Origin of the sequence: Luteococcus struthionis (genome assembly GCF_048595755.1) — a bacterium.
Classification (GTDB): domain Bacteria; phylum Actinomycetota; class Actinomycetes; order Propionibacteriales; family Propionibacteriaceae; genus Luteococcus.
In genome coordinates this window covers 436,277-460,228 of sequence record NZ_CP184360.1, presented here as the reverse complement: position 1 = coordinate 460,228, position 23,952 = coordinate 436,277, and the positions used below count along the sequence as shown (strand labels likewise).

Below are 23,952 nucleotides of genomic sequence, written 5' to 3'. Positions count from 1 at the left end.
CCCTGCCACCCACGGATGGCAGGGCCGGCGTCGTGTGCGACAGTATCGATCCATGACTGAACGCGTCCTTCCCGACCCCTACAACCCGGGCGCCTGGGTGGTTCGGATCGAAGGCGCGTACCAGTCCTGGGTTGATCCCGAGGATCCCACTCGACTCGAGTTCGACTATGTGCAGCGGCTGGCCGCCCAGATTGATCACCATGCTCCGCCTGGCGAGCGGCTGCGCGTCGTCCATGTGGGCGGTGCCGGGATGTCTTTGGCCAGGTATGTCGCCCATGTGCGCCCCACCAGTGCGCAGATCGTGCTGGAACCTGACGTGGAACTCACCGAGGAGGTGCGGGCCAAGGTTCCCCTGCCCCGCAACAGCGGCATCAAGGTCCGTCCGCAGGATGGCCTGAGCGGCGTCACGGCCATGCGCGACGATTTCGCCGATGTCATCGTGGTGGATGCCTTCGCGGGAGCACGGGTGCCGGGTGAGTTGGTCAGCGTCGACTTCTTCGCCCAGGCTCGGCGGGTTCTGCATTCCGACGGCCTGCTCCTGCTGAACGTGACCGACACCCACCCCTTCGCCTGGACCCGTCGGGTGCTGGCGGGCTTGGGCAACTACTTCGCGCACGTGATGCTGGCGGCCGAGAGTGCCACCCTGAAGGGGCGTCGCTTCGGCAATGTGGTGATGTCGGCCAGTCCGACACCCCTGCCCATCGACCAGTTGGAGCGCACTGCCTCCGGAGCGATCTTCCCCTACCGATTGGTGCACTCCGACCATCTCCAGCGGTTGGTTGGCGGGGCGCAGCCCTTCCACGGCGAGGGGGAGTGGTCGCCCGGACCACCGTCGGGACGACATTTCTTTGAATGATCTGACCGGGGATCGAGTGTGTCGGGCATCATATTGTTGGACGAATGAATCAAGGAGATTCCGTGACCACTTCCCCCAAAGCCCCCGGCACTGTCATCATCTGCGCGATCTTCGCCCTGGCCGGTCTGGCCGGCTGCAGCAAGGCAGGTGAGCAGAGCGAGGCCAGTTCACCCTCGGTGGCCATGCCCACCGTCAGCGCCGCGCCAATGCCCAAGCAGGCCGCCTTCAAGGGTGGGGACACCGGGGCGGTGGCGGATGTGGAGATCGTCGACTGCCCAACGGGGAAGGGCAGCCAGACCGCCAGGCTGACGATCACCAATTCCACCAAGAAGCCCCGTGACTACGCTGTGATGGTGATCTGGCTCAAGAAGGACTCGGGCACCCCGCTGGGCTCGGGACAGGCAGTGCACAAGGCCGCTGCTCCGGGCAAGAAGACAGACCTCACTGTCAAGGGCAAGCTGGTGGACAATGCCGACCGATGCGTGCTGAATGTCCGCGCGGGAGCGTTGAAGTAGTGGCCAGCCAGCGGGGAGCGCGTCGACTGCGTGGTCCCAGCGCGGCCACCGTCATCGGTCTGGTGCTGCTGTTGGTGGGTCTGGGCATCCTGGGCTGGGCCGGCTGGCAGTTCTACGGCACCAACGTCACCTCTCGCAAGGCGGCGCAGGATGCCACCGCGACGCTGAAGCAGCAGTGGCAGAGCAAGCCGGCCGACGAGGAGAAGACCGGCGCAGGCCAGCTCCCCGGTGAGGCGGTGGCGCTGCTGCGCATCCCAGACCTGGGCGCCGACCACGAGTGGCCCGTGCGCGTGGGCACCGACGCCGGCACCCTCGCCAAGGGCATCGGCTGGTACGAGGACACCGCCGCCCCCGGTGAGGTGGGCAACTTCGCCGTCGCCGGGCACCGGGTGACCCATGGCGAACCCTTCCGGCGCCTGCTGGAGCTGAAGAAGGGGTCACGGGTGGTGGTCGAGACCCGCGAGGCCGTCTTCACCTACCAGCTGGACAATGCCCCCTCGGAGATCACCGTCGCCGACGTCGACGGTGGTTGGGTGCTCGACCCGGTGCCCGGAAAACCCACGGCCACCCCCACCCGGGCGCTCATGACGCTGACCACCTGCCAGGACCTCTTCCACTCCCCGGACCGCTCCGTGGCCTTTGCCCACTTGGTGAAGACACAGAAGAAGTAGCCGACGCCGGCCCCCGAGCCTGTCGAGGGGCCCTCGGCCTCAGAGCCCCAGGTCCTCCAGACCGAGCGCGTAGCGGTACTCGAGTCCCGCGGCCTCGATGGCCTCCTTGGCGCCCGTGTTGCGGTCCACGATGCACGCGACGCCCACCACCTCGGCGCCGGCCTCGCGCAGCGCCTCGACTGCGGTCAGTGCCGAACCGCCCGTGGTGGAGGTGTCCTCCACGACGAGCACCTTGCGCCCGGAGACCTCGGTGCCCTCGATGCGGCGCTGCATGCCGTGGGCCTTCTCGCTCTTGCGCACGACGAAGGCGTCCAGTCGGCCACCGTCGGCCGCGGCGGTGTGCAGCATGGCGACGGCGATCGGGTCGGCGCCCAGGGTGAGGCCGCCGACGGCGTCGAAGTCCCAGTCGGCCACCAGATCACGCATCACGCGCCCGACGACCGGGGCCGCGGCCCCGTCGAGGGTGACGCGACGCATGTCGACGTAGTAGTCGGCCTCCTTGCCGCTGGCCAGGGTGACCTTGCCGTGCACGACGGCGAGGTCCTTGACGTGCTCGATGAGCTGTTCGCGATCGGTCATGGCTTCACAGTAGTGGCCGGGTACGCGCTGGGCGTAGGGCAATCGCGTGGTGCGGGCCTGCTCACCCGTTAATGTGGCCACATCAGTTCTCGAGACTCGGAGTGACCCATGATGTGGACCATCCTGCTCATCCTGCTGGGCCTGTTGGTGCTCGCCGGAATCCTGTTCATCGCGCCGTACAACGGCTTCATTCGTCAGCGCAATGTGATCCAGGAGTCCTGGCGCCAGGTGGACGTCGAACTCAACCGCCGCTACGAGCTGCTGCCCAACCTGGTTGAGACGGTGCGCGCCTATGCCGGCCATGAGCGCAACACCATCGAGGAGGTCACCCGACTGCGCAGCCAGGCCATGCAGCTCTCGCAGGGCTCGGCCACCGAGGCCGATCCGCAGCGCGCCAACATCGAGCAGCAGCTGTCGGGCGCGGTGCGCAACATGATGGTCAGCGTCGAGGCCTACCCGGAGCTGCGCAGCAACCAGAACTTCCTGGAGCTGCAGCGCCAGCTGGCCGAGACCGAGGACCGCATCGCCGCCGGTCGTCGCTTCTACAACGCCAATGTTCGCGCCTACAACACCAAGGTCGAGTCGGTGCCGAGCAACATCGTTGCCAACATGTTCAACTTCGAGAAGGCCACCTACTTCGAGGTCAATGACCAGGCCGTGCGCCAGGCCCCCGACGTGAACTTCGGCGAGATCAGCTACCGCGGTGATGCGCCGCAGCAGCACGCTCCCGGCGTCAACCAGGTCTCTGGTTCGGTTTCGAACGAACTGCCCAACCCCCAGGCCCAGCAGCCCCAGCAGGGCCAGTGGCAGCAGGCGCAGACCCCCCAACCCCAGCCGCGCGACGGCCAGCAGCACTGAGCCCCTCGCCTCGTCGACGGCCCCGCCCTCCTGGAGAGGTGCGGGGCCGTCGCGCTGTCTGGTGACCTCACCCTGCCCGTGACTTCGACGTGCCGGCTATTTCGACGTGCGCAGTCGTCGCCGCACGTCGAAATCCCATCTGCACGCGCTGCATCGCGTGCACCCACTCGCAGCACGTGCGCGGATGACTGCGCACGTCCAAGTGGCAGCCCGGGCCCGGTGTTGTCGGTGTGTTGTCCAGGGCCGCCGCGTCCTTGTGGCCGGCCCGAGGCCGGGCATGGACTGGGGCCATGGAGCACCGGAGCACCCAGCAGCTACTGTCCGAGGGCCTCACCCACCGAGACCTGCGACGATCCGTGACGGTTGGCGAGCTGGTCAGACTGCGACGAGGCAGCTACCTGTCGGCGGCGCCGTCGAGTCCCGAGGAGCTGCACCGGCACCTGGTGGAGGCCACGATGCCGGGGCTCGACGGGGTGGTGCTGAGCCACGGATCCGCCGCCGTGCTCCACGGTCTCTGGCTGCCCGACGGGCCGCCCGGGCTGGTGCAGGTGGTGCGCCCCCGCACCTCGCGGGGCGGGGGCCAGCGCAATGGCGTCGTTCACACCCACACCGGGCAGTTGGCTGGCTCCGACGTCATGCTGGTGGACGGGTTGGCCGTCACCACCCCGGCGCGAACGCTGCTCGACTGCGCCCGTGGGCTGGGCTTCGACGAGGCCGTGATGATGCTGGATGCAGCCCTGCACGATCCCGCCGATCCCGAGCACGAACGGGCGGGTCTGCGTGCAAGCCTGGAGGAGGTCTCGTCGCGGTTGGGTCGGGTGGCGGGGGTGCGCAATGCCCGGGCAGCACTGGCCTTTGCCGACGGACGGGCGGAGAGCCCCTTGGAGAGCCGCAGCCGGATCGTCCTGTGGCGCCAGGGCCTTCCGACGCCCGAGCTGCAGTACGCGGTGCGCGACCAGTGGGGCCACCTGATCGCCCGCCTCGACTTCGCCTGGCCGCAACAGCGCGTCTACGGGGAGTGCGACGGGCAGGTGAAGTACGGCCAGCTGCTCGCACCGGGCGAGACGGCCTCGCACGTCGTGATGCGTGAGAAGCACCGCGACAACCAGTTGGCTGATCGGGGCTGGCGGCAGGTGCGCTGGATGGAGGCCGATCTGGCTCGTCCCCGCTTGCTCGATGCCCGGATCCGTCGGGCGCTGGCCGGAGCAGCGGCGTGAGTTCGACGTGCGCGGTCATCGCCGCACGTCGAAATCCCATCCGCACGCGCTGCATCGCGTGCATCTGTTCGCAGCACGTGCGCGGATGACTGCGCACGTCGAAGTGTCACCGATCAGGCGTCGGCCTTGGCCTTGCGCTTCTCGTTGAAGTACTCGACCAGCATGGGCAGCACCGAGATGAAGACGATGGCGATCAGCACCGCATCGATGTTGTTGCCGATGAAGGCGACATTGCCCAGCAGGTAGCCCAGCAGGGTCACGCCCCACACCCAGATCACGCCGCCGATGGCGGTCCAGGTGATGAAGTGGCGGAAGTTCATGCCAGCCGCGCCGGCCACCATGGTGATGAAGGTGCGCACGAAGGGCACGAAACGTCCCAGGACCAGGGCCTTGGAGCCGTAACGGTCGAAGAAGGCCTTGGTCTGGTCCAGGTGCTTGTCGCTGAAGATCCTGCCGATGAAGCTGTCGCGGGGCTTGAACAGCCAGGGTGAGATGAACTTGCCCACGTAGTAGCCGGCGATGTTGCCGACGATCGCGAAGAAGGTCATGATCAGGCAGGCCACGATGAAGACCATCGGCTTGCTCATGCTGCCGAAGGTGATCGACGGGGGAGTCATGGCGATGAACATGCCCACCGTGAACAGCAGCGAGTCGCCCGGCAGCACGGGGAAGATGGCGCACTCCAGGAAGAGGATCAGCGCGACGCCCCACAGGGCCCAGTTGCCCAGGTTGTGGATCAGGGTGGCCGGATCGAGCCAGTCGGGCATCAGCATCGGAGTGAGGAGCGCAGTGCTCAGCAGTTGGATCACGCGCCAAGGCTAACGTTGGGGTCTGTGACCATGCTGAGCCCCACCGAACAGCCAGAGCCTTCCGAGAGCACCCAGGAACAGCCTGACCCCACGGCTCCTCAGGTGGGGGTGGGGCCGCATCCCGAGCCCTGGCCCGACGACGAGCGCCTCGACCCGGAGCTGCTCGCGCAGGGGGATCGCCGCAATGTCGACGACCAGTTCCGCTACTGGAGGCTGGAGGCCATCGTCGAGGCGCTGGACGAACGTCGCCATCCGCTGCACGTGGCGATCCAGAACTGGGAACACGACTTCAACATCGGCTCGATGGTGCGCACTGCCAATGCCTTCAACGTGGCCGGCGTCCACATCGTGGGGCGACGCCGGTGGAATCGTCGGGGCGCGATGGTCACCGATCGCTATCTCCACGTGCACCACCATCCCGACGTGGCCAGTCTCATGCAGTGGCTGGCCGACCACGGGGTCACCCCGATCGGCGTCGACAACTTGCCTGGCGCCGTGCCCTTGGAGCAGACTCGCCTGCCGCGCAACTGTTGCCTGGTCTTCGGCTCCGAGGGGCCCGGGCTGACCGACGAGATGGTGGCCGGCTGTGAGCAGTTGGTCGCGATCACGCAGTACGGCTCGACCCGCTCGATCAATGCGGGTGCCGCGGCCGCGATCACGATGTACCACTGGGCGCTGCAGCACGTGCAGGGGCAGCTGGGCTGACCGGGGGAGCCCGAGGTCCCCACCCGGGTGCGAATGCCACTGAACCCACTGGTACGATAATGGGACCACCTTGTCTGGTGGGCTATCGAGGAAGGTTTCCTGATGGACGCCGACAAGGCCATCACCACCAAGCGAGCCCAGGTGCGCGAAATCCTGGAGCAGCGAATCCGGGAAGACCTCCATGCCGGTGACGTGCTCGACTCCGAGCGCCAGCTGGTCTCCCAACTGGGGGTCAGCCGGGTCACGGTACGCCAGGCCATCGCCGATCTGGTGGACGAGGGACTGTTGGAACGCACCCAGGGCAAGGGCACCTATGTCACCGGTCCTCGGATCGAGAGCCGACTGCACCTGATGAGCTTCAGCCGTGAGATGCGGGCTCGTGGCCTCGTGCCCGCCACCCGCGTGCTCTCCGCACACCAGGAGCCTGCCGCGCCGGAGGTCGCCGACGCCCTGGAGATTGAGCCGGGAGACCCGGTGGTCCGGCTGGAACGGTTGCGTCTGGCAGACGGCACCCCGATGGCCCACGAGATCGGCTGGTACCCGTGTGCCCAGTTCCCGGGGCTGCTCGACCATCCCCTGGAGGCGGTCTACGACCTGATGGTCGAGCGCTATGGCATCGAGGCCACCCGCGGTGAGCAGAGCGTGCACGCCGAGGCCGCCGAGGCCGACCATGCCAGGGTGCTGGGCATTGCGCGTCGGGCTCCGCTGCTGGTGCAGGAGCGCGTCACCTATGCCGATGGGCTGCCCGTGGAGCACTCGGTGAGTCGCTACCGCGCTGACCGTTACCGGATCCACTCCACCCTGCTTCCTCGCGACGAGATCCGCTGAACCCGGCGCGCGGCTCGTGCACTCATGGGCCGCGCCTGCCGGGTCATACGATGGCGCCATGAGCCAGAACACGCCTCCCGGTTCCGGTGGGCCGGTCAACACCCCCGCCGCTCCCTTCGAGGCCGGTTATGTCGTCGCCTACAACCCGGTTCCGATGGCCCATGCGGTGGCGCAGCTCGCGTCGCGGCTGTGGCAGTCGGCGCTGTGGTTCGTGCTGGGCCTGGCCTTGTGGGGTGGCCTGTGGTGGTGGCAGCGCGAGAAGTGGGGAATGCCCTGGGTCTTGATCGTGCTGGTCGCGCTGGGGGCGGTGCGGCTGCTGGTCACCCTGGTCCGGCTGCTGCAGGCTCGACGCAACCTGGGGCGCATCTCCCAGGGGCCGGCCCTGGAGTCGGGCCGATCCGGCCTGCGTCTGCACACCCTGGAAGGGGCCGTGCTCGACCTGGACTGGGATGACGTCAAGGCCCTGCGGGTTGCAGGCCTGAAGCTGGCGGCAGGCCCTGAGCTGGTGGTCGAGGCCCGGCAGGGCAAGGTCTGGTCGGTTCCGCTGAGCTTCCTCGACGCGCTGCCGGGGACCATCGACGGGGGAGTGCGGGCCACCTCGGCCGGCCGTCACGGCCTGGACCTGTCCGGCCTCGATCGCATCTTCTGAGCCGGGCCCCATTCCGGGCGGGGTCCGCATCCTGAGTAGGGCTTTCACCCCGACACGTAGGGTTGGTGCAGGTGTCGCCGTTCGTTTGGCCCCCAGTGCTGCGGGCGGTGGGCATCTTTGGAAGAATGGCAGTGAGCAACACCGTTTCCCAGAGAAAGAGGCACGCATGCCCATCGCAACTCCTGAGGTCTACGCCGAGATGTACGAGAAGGCGAAGGCAGGCAAGTTCGCCTACCCCGCCATCAACATCACCTCCTCGCAGACCATCAACGCTGCTCTGAAGGGCTTCGCCGATGCCGGTTCGGACGGCATCCTCCAGGTCTCGACCGGTGGCGCCGAGTACGGCTCGGGCCCCAGCATCAAGAACATGGTCACCGGCGCCGTCGCGCTGGCCGACTACGCCCGCGAGGTTGCCAAGAACTACCCGATCAACGTCGCGCTGCACACCGACCACTGCCCCGAGAACAAGCTCGACGGCTACGTCCGTCCGCTGCTGGACCTCTCGGCCGAGCGTGTCGCCAAGGGCCAGGACCCGATCTTCAACTCCCACATGTGGGACGGCTCCGCCATGGACGACATCGAGAAGAACCTCCAGATCGCCGAGGAGCTGCTGGCCAAGACCATGGCCAACAAGCAGATCCTCGAGATCGAGATCGGCGCCGTCGGCGGCGAGGAGGACGGCGTCGTTGGTGAGATCAACGACAAGCTGTACACCTCCGTCGAGGATGCCCTGCGCACCGCCGAGGTTCTCGGCCTGGGCGAGAAGGGCTCCTACCTGACCGCCTTCACCTTCGGCAACGTGCACGGCGTCTACAAGCCGGGCAACGTGAAGCTGCGCCCCGAGATCCTCAAGGACCTGCAGGCCGCTGTCTCCGAGAAGTACGGCACCGACGAGAAGCCCTTCTTCCTGGTCTTCCACGGTGGCTCCGGCTCCACCGATCAGGAGATCTCCGACGCTGTCGACTACGGCGTGGTGAAGATGAACGTCGACACCGACACCCAGTACGCCTTCACCCGTCCCGTCGTGGACCACATGATGAAGAACTACGACGGCGTGCTCAAGATCGACCAGGAGATCGGCAACAAGAAGATGTACGACCCCCGCGCCTGGGGCAAGCTGGCCGAGGCCGGCATGGCCGAGCGCATCGTGCAGGCCTGCGAGCAGCTGCGTTCGGCTGGTACCCACACCAACTGATCGCGCTTCGCGTCACACAGCACACGGCGACGGCCGGTTCCCGCTGGGGAGCCGGCCGTCGCCGCGTTGTTGGATGTGCCGGTTGTTGGATGTGCCGGTTGCCGGACGTGCTGGGCGGGCTCACCAGGAGCCGACGCTGCTGCCTCCGTGGCCCTCGGTGACAGGGGGCTGGGCCGCGACGGTGCGGGGCGTGGCGGCGGCCTTCTCGGCGGTCACCTCGGGCGGCACCTGGCCATCGGCATTGCGCGGGCTCCAGCCCTGGTCGCTGGTCCACTCGCTGCCGCAGGCGCTGCACGCGAAGACGCGATGGCCGTCGCTGACCTCTTCGGTCGGCTGCCATTGGCACTTGCCTGTGCAGTCGTTCATCTGGAGTTCACGGGTCATGCGAACAGTCTTCCATGGGGTGGCTCTGGGCGGTGAAATACCTTGATATGAAGACTTTGAGAGGTCAGACCTAATGGGGACCCCGCCCTTTCGCCGCCCACCGCGACGTGGAAGGATGGACCCATGAGTCCGCGACAAATTGGCGTTACCGAGGTTGCCCTCCGCGACGCGCACCAGAGCCTGATGGCCACCCGCATGGCCATGGAAGACATGGTCGAAGCATGTGCCGACATCGACGCAGCCGGCTACTGGTCGGTCGAGTGCTGGGGCGGTGCCACCTTCGATTCCTGCATCCGATTCCTCAATGAAGACCCGTGGGAGCGTCTGCGCACCTTCCGCAAGCTGCTGCCCAACAGCAAGCTGCAGATGCTGCTTCGTGGCCAGAACCTGCTGGGTTACCGTCACTACGAAGACATGGTCGTCGAGAAGTTCGTCGAGAAGTCGGCCGAGAACGGCATGGACGTCTTCCGCGTCTTCGACGCCCTGAACGATCCTCGCAACATGGCCCAGGCCATGCAGGCCGTGAAGAAGACCGGCAAGCATGCCCAGGGCACCATCTGCTACACCATCTCTCCGCTGCACACCACCGAGGGCTACGTGAAGCTCGCCGGCCAGCTGTTGGACATGGGCGCAGACTCCATCGCCTTCAAGGACATGGCCGCCCTGCTCAAGCCGCAGCCCGCCTACGACATCATCCGGGGCATCAAGGAGACCTACGGCGAGGACACCCAGATCAACGTCCACTGCCACTCCACCACCGGCGTGACCCTGGTCACCCTGATGAAGGCCATCGAGGCCGGCGCCGACGTCGTCGACACCGCCATCAGCTCGATGTCGCTCGGCCCGGGCCACAACCCCACCGAGAGCCTCGTCGAGATGCTCGAGGGCACCGAGTACACCACGGGCCTGGACATGGATCGTCTGATCTCCATCCGTGACCACTTCTCCAAGATCCGCCCCAAGTACAAGGAATTCGAGTCGGCCACCCTGGTGGACACCGACATCTTCCGCAGCCAGATCCCCGGCGGCATGCTCTCCAACATGGAGAGCCAGCTCAAGGCCCAGGGCGCGGGCGACCGGATCAAGGAGGTCATGGAGGAGGTGCCGCTGGTCAAGAAGGACGCCGGCTACCCGCCGTTGGTGACCCCCTCCAGCCAGATCGTCGGCACCCAGGCCGTCTTCAACGTGCTGATGGGTCGCTACAAGGTCATGACCGGCGAGTTCGCCGACCTGATGCTCGGCTACTACGGCGAGTGCATCGGCGAGCGCAATGCCGAGGTGATCGAGCTGGCCAAGGCACAGACCAAGAAGGACGTCATCACCACCCGTCCGGCCGACCTGCTGGAGCCCGAGTGGGAGAAGCTGGAGTCCGATGCCGCGGCGCTGCCCGGTTTCAATGGCTCCGAGGAGGACGTGCTCACCAACGCCATGTTCCCCGGTGTCGCCCCCAAGTTCTTCGCCTCCCGCCAGGACGGCCCGAAGAATGTGGGCAAGACCGAGGCGCAGCTGAAGCAGGAGGCCGAGGTGGCGGCTGGCAAGGCCAAGGCCGTCCAGGGCCCCATCCAGTACAACGTCACCTTCGACGGGCGCTCGCACAGCGTCAAGGTCGAGCCGGCCTGATCGCGAATAGGACACACAGACAATGGCAAAGCAGACAATGGCAGATCGCCTTGAGAAGCTGGCATCGGAGCGCGCGCGCGTCGAGGCCGGCGGTGGCGAGAAGCGCATCGAGAAGCAGCACGCCAAGGGGTCGATGACCGCGCGTGAGCGCGTCAACACCCTGCTCGACGAGGGCACGCTGCTCGAGGACGGAGCCTTCCGTCGCAACCGCACCACCTACTTCGGCATGGACAAGGCGGACATGCCGGCCGACGGCGTCATCACCGGCGCCGGCGCGGTGCTGGGCCGCCCCATCCACTTCGCCAGCCAGGACTTCACCGTGGCCGGTGGTTCCGCGGGCGAGACGCACAACATCAAGGTCGCCGAGGCGCTGCACAAGTCCCTGGAGACCGGCACGCCCTTCGTCTTCATCAACGACTCGGGCGGCGCCCGTGTCCAGGAGGGCATCGACTCGCTGTCCGGCTACGGCAAGGTCTTCTACGAGAACGTCCTGCTCTCGGGCGTCGTGCCGCAGATCTCGATCATCGCCGGCCCCTGCGCCGGTGGCGCGGTCTACAGCCCGGCCCTGACCGACTTCATCATCCAGACCCGCAAGGCCCACATGTTCATCACGGGCCCCGGCGTGATCAAGCAGGTCACCGGTGAGGACGTCACCCAGGACGAGCTCGGCGGTGCCGACGCGCAGATGGCCTCCGGCGTGGTCAGCTTCGTCGCCGACGACGACGAGCAGGCCCTGCTGATCGCCAAGAAGCTGCTCAGCTTCCTGCCGCAGAACAATGCCGAAGAGGCGCCGATCGTGGAGCCCGACGAGAATGTCGAGCCCAACGAGAAGCTGCGCAACATCGTCCCCGACGAGGGCAACAAGGGCTACGACGTGCGCGAGGTCATTCGCGAGATCGTCGACCGCGGCGACTTCCTCGAGGTGCGGGCCGGTTGGGCCCAGAACCTGGTGGTCGGCTTCGGTCGCGTCGTGGGCCGCACGGTGGGCTTCATCGCCAACAACCCGTCGGTGATGTCGGGCGTGCTCGACATCGACAGCTCCGACAAGGGCTCGATGTTCATCCGCTTCTGCAATGCCTTCAACATCCCGGTGGTCAACCTGGTCGACGTCCCCGGCTTCCTGCCGGGCGTTGCCCAGGAGCGCGGCGGCATCATCCGTCACGGCGCCAAGATGCTGTACTCCTACTCCGCCGCGACGGTGCCGAAGATCACCATCGTGATGCGCAAGGCCTACGGCGGCTCCTACCTGGCCATGTGCTCCAAGGACCTGGGTGCAGACAAGGTCTTCGCGTGGCCGAGCGCCGAGATCGCCGTGATGGGTGCCGAGGGCGCCGCAGCGGTGGTCTTCCGTCGCGAGATCGCCGAGGCCGAGGATCCGGACAAGCGCAAGGCCGAGCTGGTGGAGGAATACCGCGAGACCTTCTCCACTCCCTACATGGCCGCCGCGCGTGGCCAGGTGGACGACATCATCGATCCCGCGGACACCCGTCGTCAGATCGCCCTGACCCTGGAGGTGCTGGCCAGCAAGCGGCAGCTGCGTCCGGCCAAGAAGCACGGCCTCTCGCCGGCCTGATCGGAGCAGATGACAATGGCAGAAGACGTCAGCACTGCTGACCTGCAGGCACTGGTCGCCCAGCTCTCGCAACGCCTCGAGGCGCTCGAGAGCCGGGTGTCCACCCTGGAGTCCAATCAGCACATTCCCGACGACGTGATGGTGGCCATCTCGGCTGCCGTGGCGGCGTTCCTGGGTCACAAGGCGACGGTCAAGGCCGTGCGTCTGCGCAGCAGCCACAGCTGGTCCACCGAGGCCCGCGGCCGCGTCCACAACCGCTCGGTCAACTGACCGCAGACACTCGAAAGAGATTGACATGAAGCTGAAGGTGACCGTCAACGGTCAGGAATATGTGATCGACGTCGAGGTGGAGGAGGACGAGCAGCAGAACGCCGCTCTCGCTCCGATCGTCATCGGTGGTGGCGGCCCGCTGGCAGCCCCCACCAAGGGCACCGCCTCGATGCCCGCCGCCAGCAGCAATGCCGTCGTCGCGCCGCTTGCCGGCTCGGTGGCTCGCATCCTGGTGTCGGAGGGCGACGAGATCAGCACCGGACAGGTGCTGGTGGTGCTCGAGGCCATGAAGATGGAGACCGAGATCACCGCGCCCGGCGACGGCAAGGTGGGCTCCATCGTCGTGGAGGCCGGACAGGCCGTCCAGGGCGGACAGCCCCTCATCGAGCTGGTCTGACCCTGTAGAACCCGTGGCGACGGGGCATCCCGGTTGGGATGCCCCGTCGTCGCATTTCCTGAGCCCCCGGTTTGGGCTGTCAGACGTTGTGGCGGGCTGGTCCCAGGGGCTCACGGGAGCCGCGGATCACCTCGGCCAGACGGGCCGCCCGGGCGCCGGCACGCACGTCGTGCATGCGGATCACTTGCGCCCCCAGGGCCATGCACCAGCTGGCCGCGGCCACCGAGGCGTCGTGCAGTTCCGCCTTGGGCAGGTCGAGCGCTTCGGACAGGAAGTCCTTGCGGCTCACGGCCGCCACGGTGGGATGCCCCAGCTCGACGAAACGATCGAAGTCGCGGGTGATGGCAAGGCTGTGCCGGGTGTTCTTGGTCAGGTCGTGGCCAGGGTCCAGCACGATCTGCTCGTCGCGCACGCCGTGGCTGCGCGCCAGGTCCCGGCGCCGCACGAGGAAGTCGGCCACCTCGCCCACCACGTCGGCGTAGCGGGGCCGCGGCACGTGGGTGTGCGGTTCTCCCAGACAGTGGCAGATCACCAGCGTTGCCCCTGTCTCTGCGGCCAGCTGGGCCATGGCCGGGTCGTGGAGGCCCGAGGTGTCGTTGATGACGCGGGCCCCGGCAGCAACGGCCTCACGCGCCACGTCGACACGCCAGGTGTCCACCGAGACCACCACCTCGCGTTCGGCGAGCAGACCGCTGATCACGGGAACGACGCGCTCGATCTCCTCGTCGATGCCGATCAGGGGAGTGTCGGGGCTGAAGGGGAGTCCACCGATGTCCACCCAGTCGGCGCCGTGGTCGACGGCGCTGCGGGCGGCACCCAGGGCAGCCTCCAAGCCGAAGGTGCGGGCCCCCTCGTAGAAGGAGTTGGGGGTGCGGTTGACGACGGCCATCACGGCGACGCGGCCTGCGGGAACGATGCTGTGCACACCGTGACCCTAGGCCAGTCCGCGTCCTTCCGCAGGGGAGTGGACGAGGCGGCCGGGGCGGCTGCTGAAGGAGTCCTGATTGGCGGGCTCGGACGGCTCGAATGACCCCCACTATGACGTACGTTCTAGTTGACCGACACCGGCGACGGTGGTTGGGGTTCTACATCCAAGTGGGGGATGTGCGACAGGCTGGGAGGCCCGTCGCGAGAACGCAGAAGTCAGTGGCGAGGCCTTCGGGCCTCGCCACTGATGTTTTCTGCCCACGTCGGGGGTCAGGCTCCTTCGCGGTGCACCTTGAACTGGGAGGCCTGGGCGCGCGGACGAATCGTCATCCGGTCGATGTTCACGTGGCGGGGGCGAGTGGCCATCCACACGATCGCGTCGGCCACGTCCTCGGCCACCAGCGGCTCCGCGACGCCGGCGTAGACCTTGTCGGCCTTGGCCTGGTCGCCGTGGAAGCGAGTCAGGCTGAACTCATCGGTGTGCACCATGCCGGGGCAGATCTCGGTGACCCGGACGGGCTTGTCGAAGAGCTCCAGCCGCAGCGTCTCGACGATGGAACGTTCGGCGGCCTTGGCGCCGCAGTAGCCTGCTGCGCCCTCGTAGCCCGCATCGGCGGCGGTCGAGGTGACGAAGACGATGATGCCCCCGGCCGCCTCGAGGGCCGGCAGCAGCGCCTTGGTGACCCGTCCGGTGCCCAGCACATTGACCTGGTACATGGTCTCCCAGGCATCCAGATCGGCCTCGCCCACCGGCTCCAGGCCGATGGCGCCGCCGGCATTGTTGACCAGCACGTCGAGCTGGTCACCCACCTCGGCGACCAGCTGGGCCACCTGATCCGGGTCGGTCACGTCGCAGGCCACGGCGCGCCCGCCGATCTCCTGGGCGAGGGCCTCGATGCGGTCCTTGCGGCGAGCGGCGCAGATCACGTGGTGACCCTGTTGGGCCAGCAAGCGTGCCGTCGCGGCGCCGATGCCGGAGCTTGCACCGGTGACGAGGGCCAGCGGGGCATTGGTCTGGGTGGAGGAAGTCATGCACCAATCCAACAGCGGTCCGCCAGGTGATTCAAGGGTCTCCCACGCCCCCGGCGTCATCGTGGCTCGGTAGGGTGGTGGCATGACCTACAAGCTCATCCTGCTCCGCCACGGCGAGAGTGAATGGAACCAGAAGAACCTGTTCACCGGCTGGGTGGACGTCGACATCAACGAGAAGGGCGTCGGCGAGGCCAAGAAGGCTGCCGAGCTGCTCAAGTCGGAAGGCCTGCTGCCCGACAAGCTGCACACCTCGCTGCTGCGTCGCGCCATCCACACCGCCTACCTGGCCCTGGACGGCTGCGACCGTCACTGGATCCCGGTGGAGCGCAGCTGGCGCCTCAACGAACGCCACTACGGCAAGCTGCAGGGTCTGGACAAGTCTGAGATCCGCGAGCAGTTCGGCGAGGAGCAGTTCATGCAGTGGCGTCGTAGCTACGACACCCCGCCGCCCGTGCTGGACAAGGACGCCGAGTACAGCCAGTTCAACGATCCCCGCTACGCCGAGATCCCCGAGGATGAGCGTCCGCAGACCGAGTGCCTCAAGGACGTCGTGGCGCGCATGCTGCCCTACTGGGAGTCGAGTATCAAGCCCGACCTGGAGCAGGGCAAGACCGTGTTGGTGACCGCTCACGGCAATTCGCTGCGTGCGCTGGTCAAGCACCTGGACGGCATCAGCGACGACGACATCGCCGGACTGAACATCCCCACCGGCATTCCGCTGTTCTACGAGCTCGACGACAACTTCCAGCCCGTCACCAAGGGCGGCAAGTACCTCGATCCGGAGGCCGCCAAGGCGTCCATCGAGGCCGTCAAGAACCAGGGCAAGAAGTAGTCCCGGTACCCCGGACGCACAAGGCACGAGCCCGATCCCCAAGGGGATCGGGCTCGTGCCGTGTCGTGGCGGCTGTAGAGGTCAGCGGGCCACCGCGGGCCAGTCCTCGCCCTCGGGGCTCTCGCCGGTGATGACGTAGATGATGCGGGCGGCCATCGCCACCGAGTGGTCGGCGATGCGCTCGTAGTAGCGGCCCAGCAGGGCGGCGTCGACGGCCATCTCCACGCCGTGCTGCCAGTCGTCGGCCAGCAGTACCTTGAACTGCTCGCGACGCAGCTCGTCCATCTCCTCGTCGTGCTCGGCCAGCTTGGCGGCCTCGTCGATGTCGCGGTCACCCAGGGTGCGGCCTGCGGAGGAGATCATGTGGTCGGCCAGCTCGGCCATGCGCTCGAAGTTGGCCACGAGCGGCTCGGGGACGGCGTGCTCGGGGTAGCGCAGACGGGCGATCTTGGCGATGTGGGCCGCCAGGTCGCCCATGCGGGCCAGTTCGAAGATCATGCGCAGCGCGGAGACGATGGTGCGCAGCTCACCGGCCACGGGTGCCTGACGGGCCAGCAGCTGGAAGCACTGCTTCTCGAGGGTCTCGTACATGGCATCCAGACGCTCGTCGTCGGCGATGACCCGCTCGGCGGTCTGCAGGTCTGCCTTCAGCAGGGCCTCGGTGGCGTCGTGCACCGCGGTCCGCACGTTGTTGTTCATGCTGACCAGCTGGTTGACGACGTCGTTGAGTTCTTCGTGGTAGCTCTCGCGCATCAGTGGTGCCTCCTTGGGATGCAAAGTCTCGCGTGGTGACATCCTGCCACCTCTGGGCGCAGGCATCGCGCATCACGCTAGGAAGCGGTGGGGGACGGGATGCAGCCGCGGGATGTTGTACAGGTGAACAGTAGGGAAATGATTTGTTCCCCGTGGGTTCAGCCAGCGCCCAAAACCCCTGATCGGGGCCATATGCTGGGGTGGTGATGACATTCGTCTGGGGGGCTTTGGCGGGGGTGCTCGGCTTCGTCCTCGGAGCCACCCTGATACTGCTCTGGTGGCGCTCCGAGCAGCGCTATGCAGAGGTGGAGCAGCCGGCGCCCACGGAGCCGACACTGGTGGAGCCACAGGTGGTGGAGGTGGTCAACCTCCTGCGCACCGCGGCCCTGGTGATCGGCCCCCATGACGAGGTGCTGCACAGCAATCCCCAGGCCCGGGCACTGGGCATGTGCCGGGGCACCCGCGTGATGGTCCTGGAGGTGCTGGACCGGATCCGTGAGGTGCGACGCAGCGGTGAGCCCATCGTCTTCGACACCACCGTCTCCCGCGGTATCGGTGCTCCCACCCTGCACCTCAACGTCCGCATCGGCCCGATGGGCGACGGCACCGAGCTGGTGCTGGTGGAGGATCGCACCCCGTTGCTGCGGGTGGACGAGACCCGACGTGACTTCGTCGCCAATGTGAGCCATGAGCTGAAGACCCCGATCGGCGCGGTCTCCCTGTTGGCCGAGGCGGTCGAGCAGGCCGCCGACGATCCCGAGGAGGTTCGGCTCTTCGCCGGCCGGCTGCAGCGGGAATCCACTCGGTTGTCGGCCCTTGTCTCGCAGATCATCGACCTGTCGCGCCTGCAGTCGGACGATCCGATGCTGCGGGCCGAGCCGGCCCGCGTCCAGGATCTGATCGACGAGGCACTGGACCGCAGTCAGGAGCTCTCCGAGGCGCGCGAGATCAACCTCGTGCGGGCCGGCGACGAGGCCATGCAGGTCTTGTGCGACCGTGAGCAGATGGTGGAGGCCATCGCCAATCTGGTCACCAATGCCATCGTCTACTCCGATCCCGGGGCGCGCGTGGTCGTGACCACCAAGCGCCGGGTCGACGATGACGACGAGTACGTGGAGGTCAGCGTCGCCGACAACGGCATCGGCATCTCGCCGGAGAACCAACAGCGGATCTTCGAACGTTTCTACCGGGCCGACTATGGTCGCAGCCGTGAGAACGGCGGCACCGGTCTGGGCCTGTCGATCGTCAAGCACATCGCCGCCGTCCATGGCGGCTCGGTCAACGTGTGGAGCAAGCTGGGCCAAGGCTCCACGTTCACCCTTCGTCTTCCCACCCATTCCGACAATGCCGCCGAGCCTCTGGCTGCGGCAAGCAGTACTGATTCCGAAAGGCGGTCATGATGACGCGCGTGTTGATCATCGAGGATGAGGAATCCTATCGCGAGGCGACCGGCTACATGCTGCGCAAGGAGGGCTTCGAGGTCAGTGAAGCTGCCGACGGCATGCAGGGCTTGGCCGAATTCGAGCGCATGGGTGCCGACCTGGTGCTGCTCGACCTGATGATGCCCGGCATGCCCGGGACCGAGGTGTGCCGCCAGCTGCGCACCCGCAGCAATGTGCCCATCATCATGGTGACGGCGCGCGACGCGGAGATCGACAAGGTGGTGGGGCTCGAGCTGGGCGCCGACGACTACGTCACCAAGCCCTTCAGTCATCGTGAGCTGGTGGCGCGAATCCGTGCCGTCTTGCGTCGCGGCCAGGAATCCGAGCTGGTCCCGGAACTGATCGAGGCCGGTGGGGTGAGGATGGACGTCGAGCGGCACGAAGTGACGGTGGACAACGAGCCGATCCGGCTGGCGCTCAAGGAGTTCGAACTGCTCGAGCTCCTGCTGCGCAATTCCGGGCGGGTGATGACGCGTGGGCAGCTGATCGACCGGATCTGGGGCGCCGACTACGTGGGGGACACCAAGACCCTCGACGTGCACGTGAAGCGCCTGCGCGCCAAGATCGAGAAGGACCCGTCCAGTCCTCGGCTGTTGGTGACGGTGCGCGGCCTGGGCTACAAGTTCGAGGGCTGAGCCCCCCGGACCGAGGAGACTGGAGTCCGGAGACTGGATTCAGGAAGTTGGATGCAAGAATCCCGCCACGAAGTTCGTGGCGGGATTCTTCTGCTCTGTGCTGCGTACCGGAACGAACAGCGGGGAGAGCAGCCGCTGGGGCGCTTCTGGGCCTCCGGTCAGCGGCTGGGGGTTGCGCTGGGGGAAGCGCTCGGAGCGGCACTGGCCGACTCGCTCGCAGTGGCGCTGGCCGACGCGCTCGGGGCAGCGCTGGCCTCTGCGGAGGGGCTGCTGCTCGCCTCGCTGCTGGCCGAGGCGAAGCCCGCGGACTTGGCGTCGACGACGGGCACGGTGAGCTCCAGGGAGCCGGCCTTGGCGAAGTCGAGGGAGAGCTTGGTCATGCCGCCGGGCTTCACGTCGTCGCCGGTGACCTTGATGTTCTCGTCGGCCAGGTTCACGCGCTCCACCGCGGGCAGCTCGATGGTCTTGGAGGCCACGGTGAGCGGGCCTGCCTCGTCGGAGTTGGCCTTCAGCGCGGTGCCGGCGATCTTCTCGAGCTTGTCGTCCGCGTCGGCGATCAGCGTGCCGGCCAGCTGCATCGAGTCGCCCTCGCTGAGCACCATCAGGTTGCGCACCTTGACGCCGGGGGCGTCGGTCTGGATGCCGGCCGCGGGCTGGTAGGGCTCGATGGTCTCGTAGTTCGCACACCCTGCCATTCCAAGGCCCAGCACCAGGGCGGAGGCGACGGCGACGGGGCGAAGTCGGGCGGCGTTGGCAGGCATGCTCATCGTCAGAAGTTCCTTTTCGGTGTCCGGATGCGATCAGACTAGCCACTTTCTGTCCGTGGCGCCCGTCAGACCATGTGGTGGGGTGGGTGCAGATGCCGCTCGCCACCATTGCGAGACGACTCCCACGGCACATTGTGCCATTCTTGTCAAGGTTCTGCAGCGCTTTCCACTGGCCTGTGACTAGCAGCGATACGAATCGGCGTGAATTGGCCCCGTGCTAGAATGGCCTGTGGGAAAGGGGTAGCAGAGAATATGACTTTTACGGTCGGTGAGACGGTGGTGTACCCCAATCATGGGGCTGCTGTCATCGAAGACATTGAAACCCGCAAGATCAAGGGCGAGGACCGCCTGTACTTGGTGCTGCGCATCATCGGTCAGAACGACTTGGTGGTGAGGGTGCCGGCGTGCAACCTCGACCTGGTTGGTGTCCGTGACGTGGTGGACCAGGACGGGCTCGAGAAGGTCTTCGACGTGCTGCGTGCTCCGCACACCGAGGAGCCGACCAACTGGTCGCGCCGGTACAAGGCCAACCTCGAGAAGCTGCACAGCGGCAATGTGATGAAGGTGGCCGAGGTCGTGCGCGACCTGTGGCGCCGTGAGAAGGAACGTGGTCTGTCGGCCGGAGAGAAGCGGATGCTCGCCAAGGCGCGCCAGATCCTGGTCTCCGAACTGGCACTGGCCGAGAAGGTCGAGGAGGACCGCGCCGAGGTCATGCTCGACGAAGTCCTGGCCTCCTGAGCAGTACCCCGGTATGCAGATGATTGACCGACCGGTCGTCGCCCTCGTGGTGGCGGCCGGTTCTGGTTCCCGGCTGGGGGGCGAGGTCCCCAAGGCCCTGGTGCAGATCGACGGCCGCCCCTTGGTGCGCTGGTCGGTCGAGGCGATGGTGGCCGGTGGCTGCCAGCGAGTGGTCGTGGTGGTGGCTGCCCCGCTCGTCGACGACTTCCGGGCGGCCTTGGCGGGAGTCTCCGTGCCCCTGCAGATCGTGGTGGGCGGTGCGCGCCGCCAGGATTCGGTGGCCAACGGGTTGGCAGCCGCTGGTGAACAGGGCATCGTGTTGGTGCACGATGCGGCCCGACCCTTCGTGCCCGTGGACGTGGTCCGCAGCGTGCACGAGGCCGTGGCGCAGGGGGCCGCCTGTGTGATCCCGGTGGTACCAGTGATCGACAGCATTCGGCGGGCCAGGGGAGTCTCGTCGCACGTGGTCGACCGTTCCGAACTGGTGGCGGTGCAGACACCCCAGGGTTTCGACCTGGCCACGCTGCGCGAGAGTCATGAGCAGGCTGCCCTGCAAGGTCTTGAGGTGACCGATGATGCGGCGGTCTGTGAGGCAGCGGGGCACCCGGTGCTGTTGGTGGCCGGGGCACGCGAGGCGATGAAGGTCACCGAGCCCTTCGACATCCATGTGGCGAACGCCATCGCGACCCAGCGCCGCCAGATGGCGGCAAATGCATTCCAGGAGAACCCGTGATTCCCTTCCGTACCGGCATTGGCGTCGACGTGCACCAGCTCGTCGAGGGCGAGCAGATGTGGTGCGCCGGCCTGCACTTCCCCGACGAGCCACGGGGCCTGTCCGGCCACAGCGACGGAGACGTGGCCTGCCACGCCATCTGCGACGCCCTGTTGAGTGCTGCCGGGCTGGGAGATCTAGGCAGCAACTACGGCACCTCGGAACCCCAGTGGGCAGGTGCCAGCGGTGTCGCCTTCCTGACCGAGACCGCCCGTCGGGTGCGCGAGGCGGGCTACGAGATCGGGAATGTGGCCGTCCAGGTGATCGGCAACCGTCCCCGCTTGGCCGCCCGTCGTACTGAAGCGGAGCAGGTCATGTCCGAGGCACTGGGCGCCCCGGTGAGTCTGGCGGGCACCACCACCGACGGGCTGGGCCTCACCGGCCGTGGTGAGGGCGTGGCCGCGATGGCCACCGCACTGCTGCAGCGGGGCTGAGGCCTCGACAGGCTCGGCCAACGGGCCTCGACAGGCTCGGCCAACGGGCCTCGACAGGCTCGGCCAGCGGGCAACGAGGGGCTCGGCCAATGGGCGCCAGTCAGCGGACCTCGTCGGCGGGGGCGGTGAAGCTGTTGCAGCGGGCCACCGAGGTGCTCTGCAGCCCCCGGTTGGTCCAGGCCAGACGGCTCTGGCCGGAACCGTGGTTGCCCTCGTAGCCGGCTCGGCCGGTCAGCACGTCGTCACCGATGGAATAGAAGAGCTTGCCGACATTCTGCAGTTCCTCGTCGGTCATGTCGGTGGACTGCTGGATGGAGCCCAAGAACATGCCGGCCATGCAGTCGGCCTGCACCTCCAGCCGGCGACTCAGCTGCAGTGCCGTCGACTTGTTGGACTTCTCCTCCCAGGCTAGCTCCGAGACCAGGATCGCGCTTCGGGCCTGCACCGCATGACCGAATTCATGGGCCACGACGCTCTCGGTGATGAAGCGGGAATCGCGCAGCTCCCGGGGAATCACCCGGGGCAGGTCCTGCGCGTAGTACACCTGCTGGTCAGCGCCGCAGTAGACCGCGTTCTGCATCGGCAGCTTGCCGCACTTGGTGGTGACGGGGTTCGAATAGACCGTCACGCTGGGACGTACCGCCTGGAAACCGGCCTGCTGCAACGGCTCGTCCCAGACCCGCATCAGACACCCCATCATCTGGTTGAGGTGCTCGGTCAGTTCACTGCGCGAGGCACGATCCACGTCGATCTCGGCCATCTCGCAGCGCACCGGGCTCGGGATGTCGGAGTCGTAGAGGGGATTGGCCTTGAGCAGGTCGGTGGCCTTCTCATAGGTCTCCGGCTCGGGCAGCCCCGGGGGATTGCGGTCCACTGGAGGCACCACGTAACCGTCGTTCTGGTAGTTGCCCGCCTCGGGCGACGGCCTGGGGCCGCCGGTCTCGCTCCGCTCGGGCAGCGACGGCTGGGCGGAGGGTTGGCTGAGCGTGGGGGCCTGGGTGGGCTCGGGCAGTTCGATGGTGCTGACCACCTGACTGAGCAGCCAGCCCAGCGCGACCAGGCCGAGAAAGCCGAGCACCGCCAGCAGGATCAGGGCCTTCAACAGGGTGGCGAAAGGATTGCGACGGGGACGCTGCGGTGGGCGTCCGCCGAAGACCACCTGACCACTGCCCGGGGCATAGGGGTTGGGGTAGGGCGTCTGCTGCGGCCGTGCGTAGGGATTCCGGCGTGACTGCACGGTGGGCGGGCCCCACGGGCTGCCCTGCGGCGGACCCCAGGGATTGGCCTGTCGATTGCCCCACGGATTCTGCGTCACGCCCATGAGACTAACCCGCGCGTCCGACAGTTTCAGCCCGGCTGGCCCGCGCCCCGCGGCTGTCGACGTAGTCCAGACCCGCCACGGTGCCGCTCAGACCACGCCGGGAGAACAGGATCCACCCGGCGGCAACCAGCGCCCACACCAGGCCAACCACTCGACCCACCAGGGTGGGTTGACCGAAGACCAGCACGGCCACCGGCACCAGGGTCGCGAAGGGGCGCACCAGTCGTCGCCATCGGTCGGCGCGATCCATGCCGGGGGCCGGCATCGGGCGCAGATAGGTGGTGCGCTGACCCATCGACGACCCGTCGCCGGTGAAGGAGACCAGGGCGAAGGCCAGCGCCAGGCCATTGGCAAGCCACATCACCGCGTTGAAGACGGGAGCCGGGTTGCTGCGGGAGGCCCACCCCAGGGTGTGGAAGAGCACGGCCAGCGCGAAGCCGCCCACGGCCAGCGCGACGAGGTAGTACACGGCATCCAGCACCATGCCCAGCCAGCGACGCCCCTTGTCCACCTCTCTGGCGCGGTCGGCATCGGCCTCCAGCTGGTCGCTGGTGGGGAACAGACGTGGGAAGGCCATCGCCAGCGCGATGCCCACCAGCGTGCCCGTGGTGTTGGTCACCAGGTCGACCGCGTCGGCCATCCGGTAGGCGCAGCGGAAGATGCCGTAGACACCGGTGAACTGGGTCACCTCGATCAGCAGCGAGACCCCCAGCCCCACCAGCGCGGTGGTCGCTACCCGCCACTCCAGCACCCGGCGCCCGAACCAGCCCAAGGGGACGAAGAGCGCCACGTTGAACACGATCTCCAGCACGGTCTGGTCCATCAGCGCCTGCCGGGCGGTGAGCCCCTGGGTGGCCGCCCGCACCCGTCGGACCCCGTCGAGCGGGTCGGGATTGAGGCTGACCCGGCGGGCGCACCACGCATCGGTCAACGTGCCCGGGGCGGGCAGCGGGAACATGGTGTAGGCCACCAGAGCCGAGCAGTAGACCAGCAGCGCGCACAGCAGCCCCAGTCGCACCTCGGCGATCTCGCCATAACGGCGGTACTGCCAGATCACGATGGGAATGAACAGCACCAGCGAGAGGAGATCTCCCGCGACCAGCGAGTTGATGGCATTCTGCAGCACCGGGCAAGTGTGGCAAGTCGGCAGCCCCGACGACGACGCACGCGCCG

28 protein-coding genes are annotated in these 23,952 nt (G+C 67.3%); 19 read left to right on the top strand and 9 right to left on the bottom strand.

The window, feature by feature from the left end; all coding sequences use genetic code 11:
• The first annotated feature begins 52 nt into the window (after window positions 1-52).
• From ACOAMO_RS02235 to ACOAMO_RS02225, 3 genes are all read left to right on the top strand, one after another.
• Window positions 53-856, top strand: a complete 804-nt coding sequence (locus ACOAMO_RS02235) for a spermidine synthase (RefSeq protein WP_420175969.1) — start codon at window positions 53-55, stop codon at window positions 854-856.
• Between the two features lie 62 nt (window positions 857-918).
• A complete protein-coding gene (locus ACOAMO_RS02230) occupies window positions 919-1,371 on the top strand; it encodes a hypothetical protein (RefSeq protein WP_420175968.1) in 453 nt (150 codons plus the stop codon).
• The gene (locus ACOAMO_RS02225) at window positions 1,371-2,042 is read left to right on the top strand and encodes a class E sortase (RefSeq protein ID WP_420175967.1); all 672 of its coding nucleotides are present in this window, start codon (window positions 1,371-1,373) and stop codon (window positions 2,040-2,042) included. Before ACOAMO_RS02230 ends, ACOAMO_RS02225 begins: the two co-directional genes overlap by 1 nt.
• 39 nt (window positions 2,043-2,081) lie before the next feature.
• Here the strand turns inward: ACOAMO_RS02225 and pyrE are convergent, their stop codons facing one another.
• The gene (gene pyrE, locus ACOAMO_RS02220; RefSeq protein ID WP_420175966.1) at window positions 2,082-2,621 is read right to left on the bottom strand and encodes an orotate phosphoribosyltransferase; all 540 of its coding nucleotides are present in this window, start codon (window positions 2,619-2,621) and stop codon (window positions 2,082-2,084) included.
• A gap of 108 nt (window positions 2,622-2,729) precedes the next feature.
• On the opposite strand from pyrE, the gene ACOAMO_RS02215 reads away from it, so the two are divergent.
• Both ACOAMO_RS02215 and ACOAMO_RS02210 read left to right on the top strand, forming a co-directional pair.
• Window positions 2,730-3,479 (top strand): LemA family protein, encoded by a 750-nt coding sequence (locus ACOAMO_RS02215; protein ID WP_420175965.1) that lies wholly within the window; start codon window positions 2,730-2,732, stop codon window positions 3,477-3,479.
• Between the two features lie 290 nt (window positions 3,480-3,769).
• Window positions 3,770-4,696 carry a type IV toxin-antitoxin system AbiEi family antitoxin domain-containing protein gene (locus tag ACOAMO_RS02210; RefSeq protein ID WP_420175964.1) on the top strand — a complete coding sequence of 309 codons (927 nt, stop codon included), beginning with the start codon at window positions 3,770-3,772 and terminating at the stop codon, window positions 4,694-4,696.
• 113 nt (window positions 4,697-4,809) lie between these two features.
• Here ACOAMO_RS02210 and ACOAMO_RS02205 read toward each other — a convergent pair whose 3' ends face one another.
• Entirely contained in the window at window positions 4,810-5,505 is a 696-nt protein-coding gene (locus ACOAMO_RS02205) for a DedA family protein (protein WP_420175963.1), read from the bottom strand.
• 30 nt (window positions 5,506-5,535) lie between these two features.
• Between ACOAMO_RS02205 and ACOAMO_RS02200 the strand changes: the two genes are divergently transcribed.
• The 4 genes from ACOAMO_RS02200 to fbaA all read left to right on the top strand — a co-directional run bounded on the left by ACOAMO_RS02200 (window position 5,536) and on the right by fbaA (window position 8,882).
• Window positions 5,536-6,210, top strand: coding sequence for a TrmH family RNA methyltransferase (locus tag ACOAMO_RS02200; RefSeq protein ID WP_420176952.1), 675 nt, complete (start codon window positions 5,536-5,538; stop codon window positions 6,208-6,210).
• Between the two features lie 102 nt (window positions 6,211-6,312).
• The gene (locus tag ACOAMO_RS02195) at window positions 6,313-7,038 is read left to right on the top strand and encodes a GntR family transcriptional regulator (protein ID WP_420175962.1); all 726 of its coding nucleotides are present in this window, start codon (window positions 6,313-6,315) and stop codon (window positions 7,036-7,038) included.
• A 58-nt stretch (window positions 7,039-7,096) separates the two neighbouring features.
• Window positions 7,097-7,687 carry a hypothetical protein gene (locus ACOAMO_RS02190; protein WP_420175961.1) on the top strand — a complete coding sequence of 197 codons (591 nt, stop codon included), beginning with the start codon at window positions 7,097-7,099 and terminating at the stop codon, window positions 7,685-7,687.
• 166 nt (window positions 7,688-7,853) lie between these two features.
• Window positions 7,854-8,882, top strand: coding sequence for a class II fructose-bisphosphate aldolase (gene fbaA / locus ACOAMO_RS02185; RefSeq protein ID WP_420175960.1), 1,029 nt, complete (start codon window positions 7,854-7,856; stop codon window positions 8,880-8,882).
• 120 nt (window positions 8,883-9,002) lie between these two features.
• Here fbaA and ACOAMO_RS02180 read toward each other — a convergent pair whose 3' ends face one another.
• Complete coding sequence (locus ACOAMO_RS02180) at window positions 9,003-9,266, bottom strand: hypothetical protein (protein WP_420175959.1); 264 nt, start codon at window positions 9,264-9,266, stop codon at window positions 9,003-9,005.
• A gap of 123 nt (window positions 9,267-9,389) precedes the next feature.
• On the opposite strand from ACOAMO_RS02180, the gene ACOAMO_RS02175 reads away from it, so the two are divergent.
• The 4 genes from ACOAMO_RS02175 to ACOAMO_RS02160 are packed head-to-tail and all read left to right on the top strand — an operon-like array spanning window position 9,390 to window position 13,126.
• Complete coding sequence (locus ACOAMO_RS02175; protein WP_420175958.1) at window positions 9,390-10,886, top strand: methylmalonyl-CoA carboxytransferase subunit 5S; 1,497 nt, start codon at window positions 9,390-9,392, stop codon at window positions 10,884-10,886.
• A gap of 22 nt (window positions 10,887-10,908) precedes the next feature.
• The gene (locus ACOAMO_RS02170; protein WP_420175957.1) at window positions 10,909-12,459 is read left to right on the top strand and encodes an acyl-CoA carboxylase subunit beta; all 1,551 of its coding nucleotides are present in this window, start codon (window positions 10,909-10,911) and stop codon (window positions 12,457-12,459) included.
• Window positions 12,460-12,474: 15 nt separating this feature from the next.
• Window positions 12,475-12,729, top strand: a complete 255-nt coding sequence (locus tag ACOAMO_RS02165) for a hypothetical protein (RefSeq protein ID WP_420175956.1) — start codon at window positions 12,475-12,477, stop codon at window positions 12,727-12,729.
• 25 nt (window positions 12,730-12,754) lie between these two features.
• Entirely contained in the window at window positions 12,755-13,126 is a 372-nt protein-coding gene (locus ACOAMO_RS02160; RefSeq protein WP_420175955.1) for a biotin/lipoyl-containing protein, read from the top strand.
• 79 nt (window positions 13,127-13,205) lie between these two features.
• Here ACOAMO_RS02160 and folP read toward each other — a convergent pair whose 3' ends face one another.
• Both folP and ACOAMO_RS02150 read right to left on the bottom strand, forming a co-directional pair.
• Window positions 13,206-14,051 carry a dihydropteroate synthase gene (folP, locus tag ACOAMO_RS02155; protein ID WP_420175954.1) on the bottom strand — a complete coding sequence of 282 codons (846 nt, stop codon included), beginning with the start codon at window positions 14,049-14,051 and terminating at the stop codon, window positions 13,206-13,208.
• Between the two features lie 272 nt (window positions 14,052-14,323).
• Window positions 14,324-15,085 carry an SDR family NAD(P)-dependent oxidoreductase gene (locus tag ACOAMO_RS02150; RefSeq protein ID WP_420175953.1) on the bottom strand — a complete coding sequence of 254 codons (762 nt, stop codon included), beginning with the start codon at window positions 15,083-15,085 and terminating at the stop codon, window positions 14,324-14,326.
• Between the two features lie 82 nt (window positions 15,086-15,167).
• Between ACOAMO_RS02150 and ACOAMO_RS02145 the strand changes: the two genes are divergently transcribed.
• Window positions 15,168-15,917: a phosphoglyceromutase gene (locus ACOAMO_RS02145; protein ID WP_420175952.1), complete on the top strand. Its 750-nt coding sequence runs from the start codon at window positions 15,168-15,170 to the stop codon at window positions 15,915-15,917.
• Between the two features lie 81 nt (window positions 15,918-15,998).
• Here ACOAMO_RS02145 and phoU read toward each other — a convergent pair whose 3' ends face one another.
• Complete coding sequence (gene phoU, locus ACOAMO_RS02140) at window positions 15,999-16,670, bottom strand: phosphate signaling complex protein PhoU (protein WP_420175951.1); 672 nt, start codon at window positions 16,668-16,670, stop codon at window positions 15,999-16,001.
• A 206-nt stretch (window positions 16,671-16,876) separates the two neighbouring features.
• Between phoU and ACOAMO_RS02135 the strand changes: the two genes are divergently transcribed.
• A complete protein-coding gene (locus tag ACOAMO_RS02135) occupies window positions 16,877-18,070 on the top strand; it encodes a sensor histidine kinase (RefSeq protein ID WP_420175950.1) in 1,194 nt (397 codons plus the stop codon).
• A complete protein-coding gene (locus ACOAMO_RS02130) occupies window positions 18,070-18,747 on the top strand; it encodes a response regulator (RefSeq protein WP_420175949.1) in 678 nt (225 codons plus the stop codon). The genes ACOAMO_RS02135 and ACOAMO_RS02130 overlap by 1 nt, the downstream gene beginning before the upstream one ends.
• A 158-nt stretch (window positions 18,748-18,905) precedes the next feature.
• Here the strand turns inward: ACOAMO_RS02130 and ACOAMO_RS02125 are convergent, their stop codons facing one another.
• Window positions 18,906-19,514: a hypothetical protein gene (locus ACOAMO_RS02125; RefSeq protein ID WP_420175948.1), complete on the bottom strand. Its 609-nt coding sequence runs from the start codon at window positions 19,512-19,514 to the stop codon at window positions 18,906-18,908.
• 252 nt (window positions 19,515-19,766) lie between these two features.
• On the opposite strand from ACOAMO_RS02125, the gene ACOAMO_RS02120 reads away from it, so the two are divergent.
• The 3 genes from ACOAMO_RS02120 to ispF are packed head-to-tail and all read left to right on the top strand — an operon-like array spanning window position 19,767 to window position 21,458.
• A complete protein-coding gene (locus tag ACOAMO_RS02120; protein WP_420175947.1) occupies window positions 19,767-20,252 on the top strand; it encodes a CarD family transcriptional regulator in 486 nt (161 codons plus the stop codon).
• Between the two features lie 13 nt (window positions 20,253-20,265).
• Entirely contained in the window at window positions 20,266-20,985 is a 720-nt protein-coding gene (ispD, locus tag ACOAMO_RS02115; protein ID WP_420175946.1) for a 2-C-methyl-D-erythritol 4-phosphate cytidylyltransferase, read from the top strand.
• Window positions 20,982-21,458: a 2-C-methyl-D-erythritol 2,4-cyclodiphosphate synthase gene (ispF, locus tag ACOAMO_RS02110; RefSeq protein ID WP_420175945.1), complete on the top strand. Its 477-nt coding sequence runs from the start codon at window positions 20,982-20,984 to the stop codon at window positions 21,456-21,458. The genes ispD and ispF overlap by 4 nt, the downstream gene beginning before the upstream one ends.
• A gap of 100 nt (window positions 21,459-21,558) precedes the next feature.
• Here the strand turns inward: ispF and ACOAMO_RS02105 are convergent, their stop codons facing one another.
• Entirely contained in the window at window positions 21,559-22,773 is a 1,215-nt protein-coding gene (locus ACOAMO_RS02105; protein WP_420175944.1) for a neutral zinc metallopeptidase, read from the bottom strand.
• A gap of 10 nt (window positions 22,774-22,783) precedes the next feature.
• Window positions 22,784-23,905 carry a VanZ family protein gene (locus tag ACOAMO_RS02100; RefSeq protein ID WP_420175943.1) on the bottom strand — a complete coding sequence of 374 codons (1,122 nt, stop codon included), beginning with the start codon at window positions 23,903-23,905 and terminating at the stop codon, window positions 22,784-22,786.
• Window positions 23,906-23,952 lie beyond the last annotated feature (47 nt).

Bases quoted from the DNA above. Each gene is read 5' to 3' on its own strand.
- ACOAMO_RS02235 (WP_420175969.1), top strand. From the start codon at position 53: ATGACTGAACGCGTCCTTCCCGACCCCTACAACCCGGGCGCCTGGGTG.
- pyrE (WP_420175966.1), bottom strand. From the start codon at position 2,621: ATGACCGATCGCGAACAGCTCATCGAGCACGTCAAGGACCTCGCCGTC.
- ACOAMO_RS02215 (WP_420175965.1), top strand. From the start codon at position 2,730: ATGATGTGGACCATCCTGCTCATCCTGCTGGGCCTGTTGGTGCTCGCC.
- ACOAMO_RS02210 (WP_420175964.1), top strand. From the start codon at position 3,770: ATGGAGCACCGGAGCACCCAGCAGCTACTGTCCGAGGGCCTCACCCAC.
- ACOAMO_RS02200 (WP_420176952.1), top strand. From the start codon at position 5,536: ATGCTGAGCCCCACCGAACAGCCAGAGCCTTCCGAGAGCACCCAGGAA.
- ACOAMO_RS02195 (WP_420175962.1), top strand. From the start codon at position 6,313: ATGGACGCCGACAAGGCCATCACCACCAAGCGAGCCCAGGTGCGCGAA.
- ACOAMO_RS02190 (WP_420175961.1), top strand. From the start codon at position 7,097: ATGAGCCAGAACACGCCTCCCGGTTCCGGTGGGCCGGTCAACACCCCC.
- fbaA (WP_420175960.1), top strand. From the start codon at position 7,854: ATGCCCATCGCAACTCCTGAGGTCTACGCCGAGATGTACGAGAAGGCG.
- ACOAMO_RS02180 (WP_420175959.1), bottom strand. From the start codon at position 9,266: ATGACCCGTGAACTCCAGATGAACGACTGCACAGGCAAGTGCCAATGG.
- ACOAMO_RS02175 (WP_420175958.1), top strand. From the start codon at position 9,390: ATGAGTCCGCGACAAATTGGCGTTACCGAGGTTGCCCTCCGCGACGCG.
- ACOAMO_RS02170 (WP_420175957.1), top strand. From the start codon at position 10,909: ATGGCAAAGCAGACAATGGCAGATCGCCTTGAGAAGCTGGCATCGGAG.
- ACOAMO_RS02165 (WP_420175956.1), top strand. From the start codon at position 12,475: ATGGCAGAAGACGTCAGCACTGCTGACCTGCAGGCACTGGTCGCCCAG.
- ACOAMO_RS02160 (WP_420175955.1), top strand. From the start codon at position 12,755: ATGAAGCTGAAGGTGACCGTCAACGGTCAGGAATATGTGATCGACGTC.
- ACOAMO_RS02150 (WP_420175953.1), bottom strand. From the start codon at position 15,085: ATGACTTCCTCCACCCAGACCAATGCCCCGCTGGCCCTCGTCACCGGT.
- ACOAMO_RS02145 (WP_420175952.1), top strand. From the start codon at position 15,168: ATGACCTACAAGCTCATCCTGCTCCGCCACGGCGAGAGTGAATGGAAC.
- phoU (WP_420175951.1), bottom strand. From the start codon at position 16,670: ATGCGCGAGAGCTACCACGAAGAACTCAACGACGTCGTCAACCAGCTG.
- ACOAMO_RS02135 (WP_420175950.1), top strand. From the start codon at position 16,877: ATGACATTCGTCTGGGGGGCTTTGGCGGGGGTGCTCGGCTTCGTCCTC.
- ACOAMO_RS02130 (WP_420175949.1), top strand. From the start codon at position 18,070: ATGACGCGCGTGTTGATCATCGAGGATGAGGAATCCTATCGCGAGGCG.
- ACOAMO_RS02125 (WP_420175948.1), bottom strand. From the start codon at position 19,514: ATGAGCATGCCTGCCAACGCCGCCCGACTTCGCCCCGTCGCCGTCGCC.
- ACOAMO_RS02120 (WP_420175947.1), top strand. From the start codon at position 19,767: ATGACTTTTACGGTCGGTGAGACGGTGGTGTACCCCAATCATGGGGCT.
- ispD (WP_420175946.1), top strand. From the start codon at position 20,266: ATGCAGATGATTGACCGACCGGTCGTCGCCCTCGTGGTGGCGGCCGGT.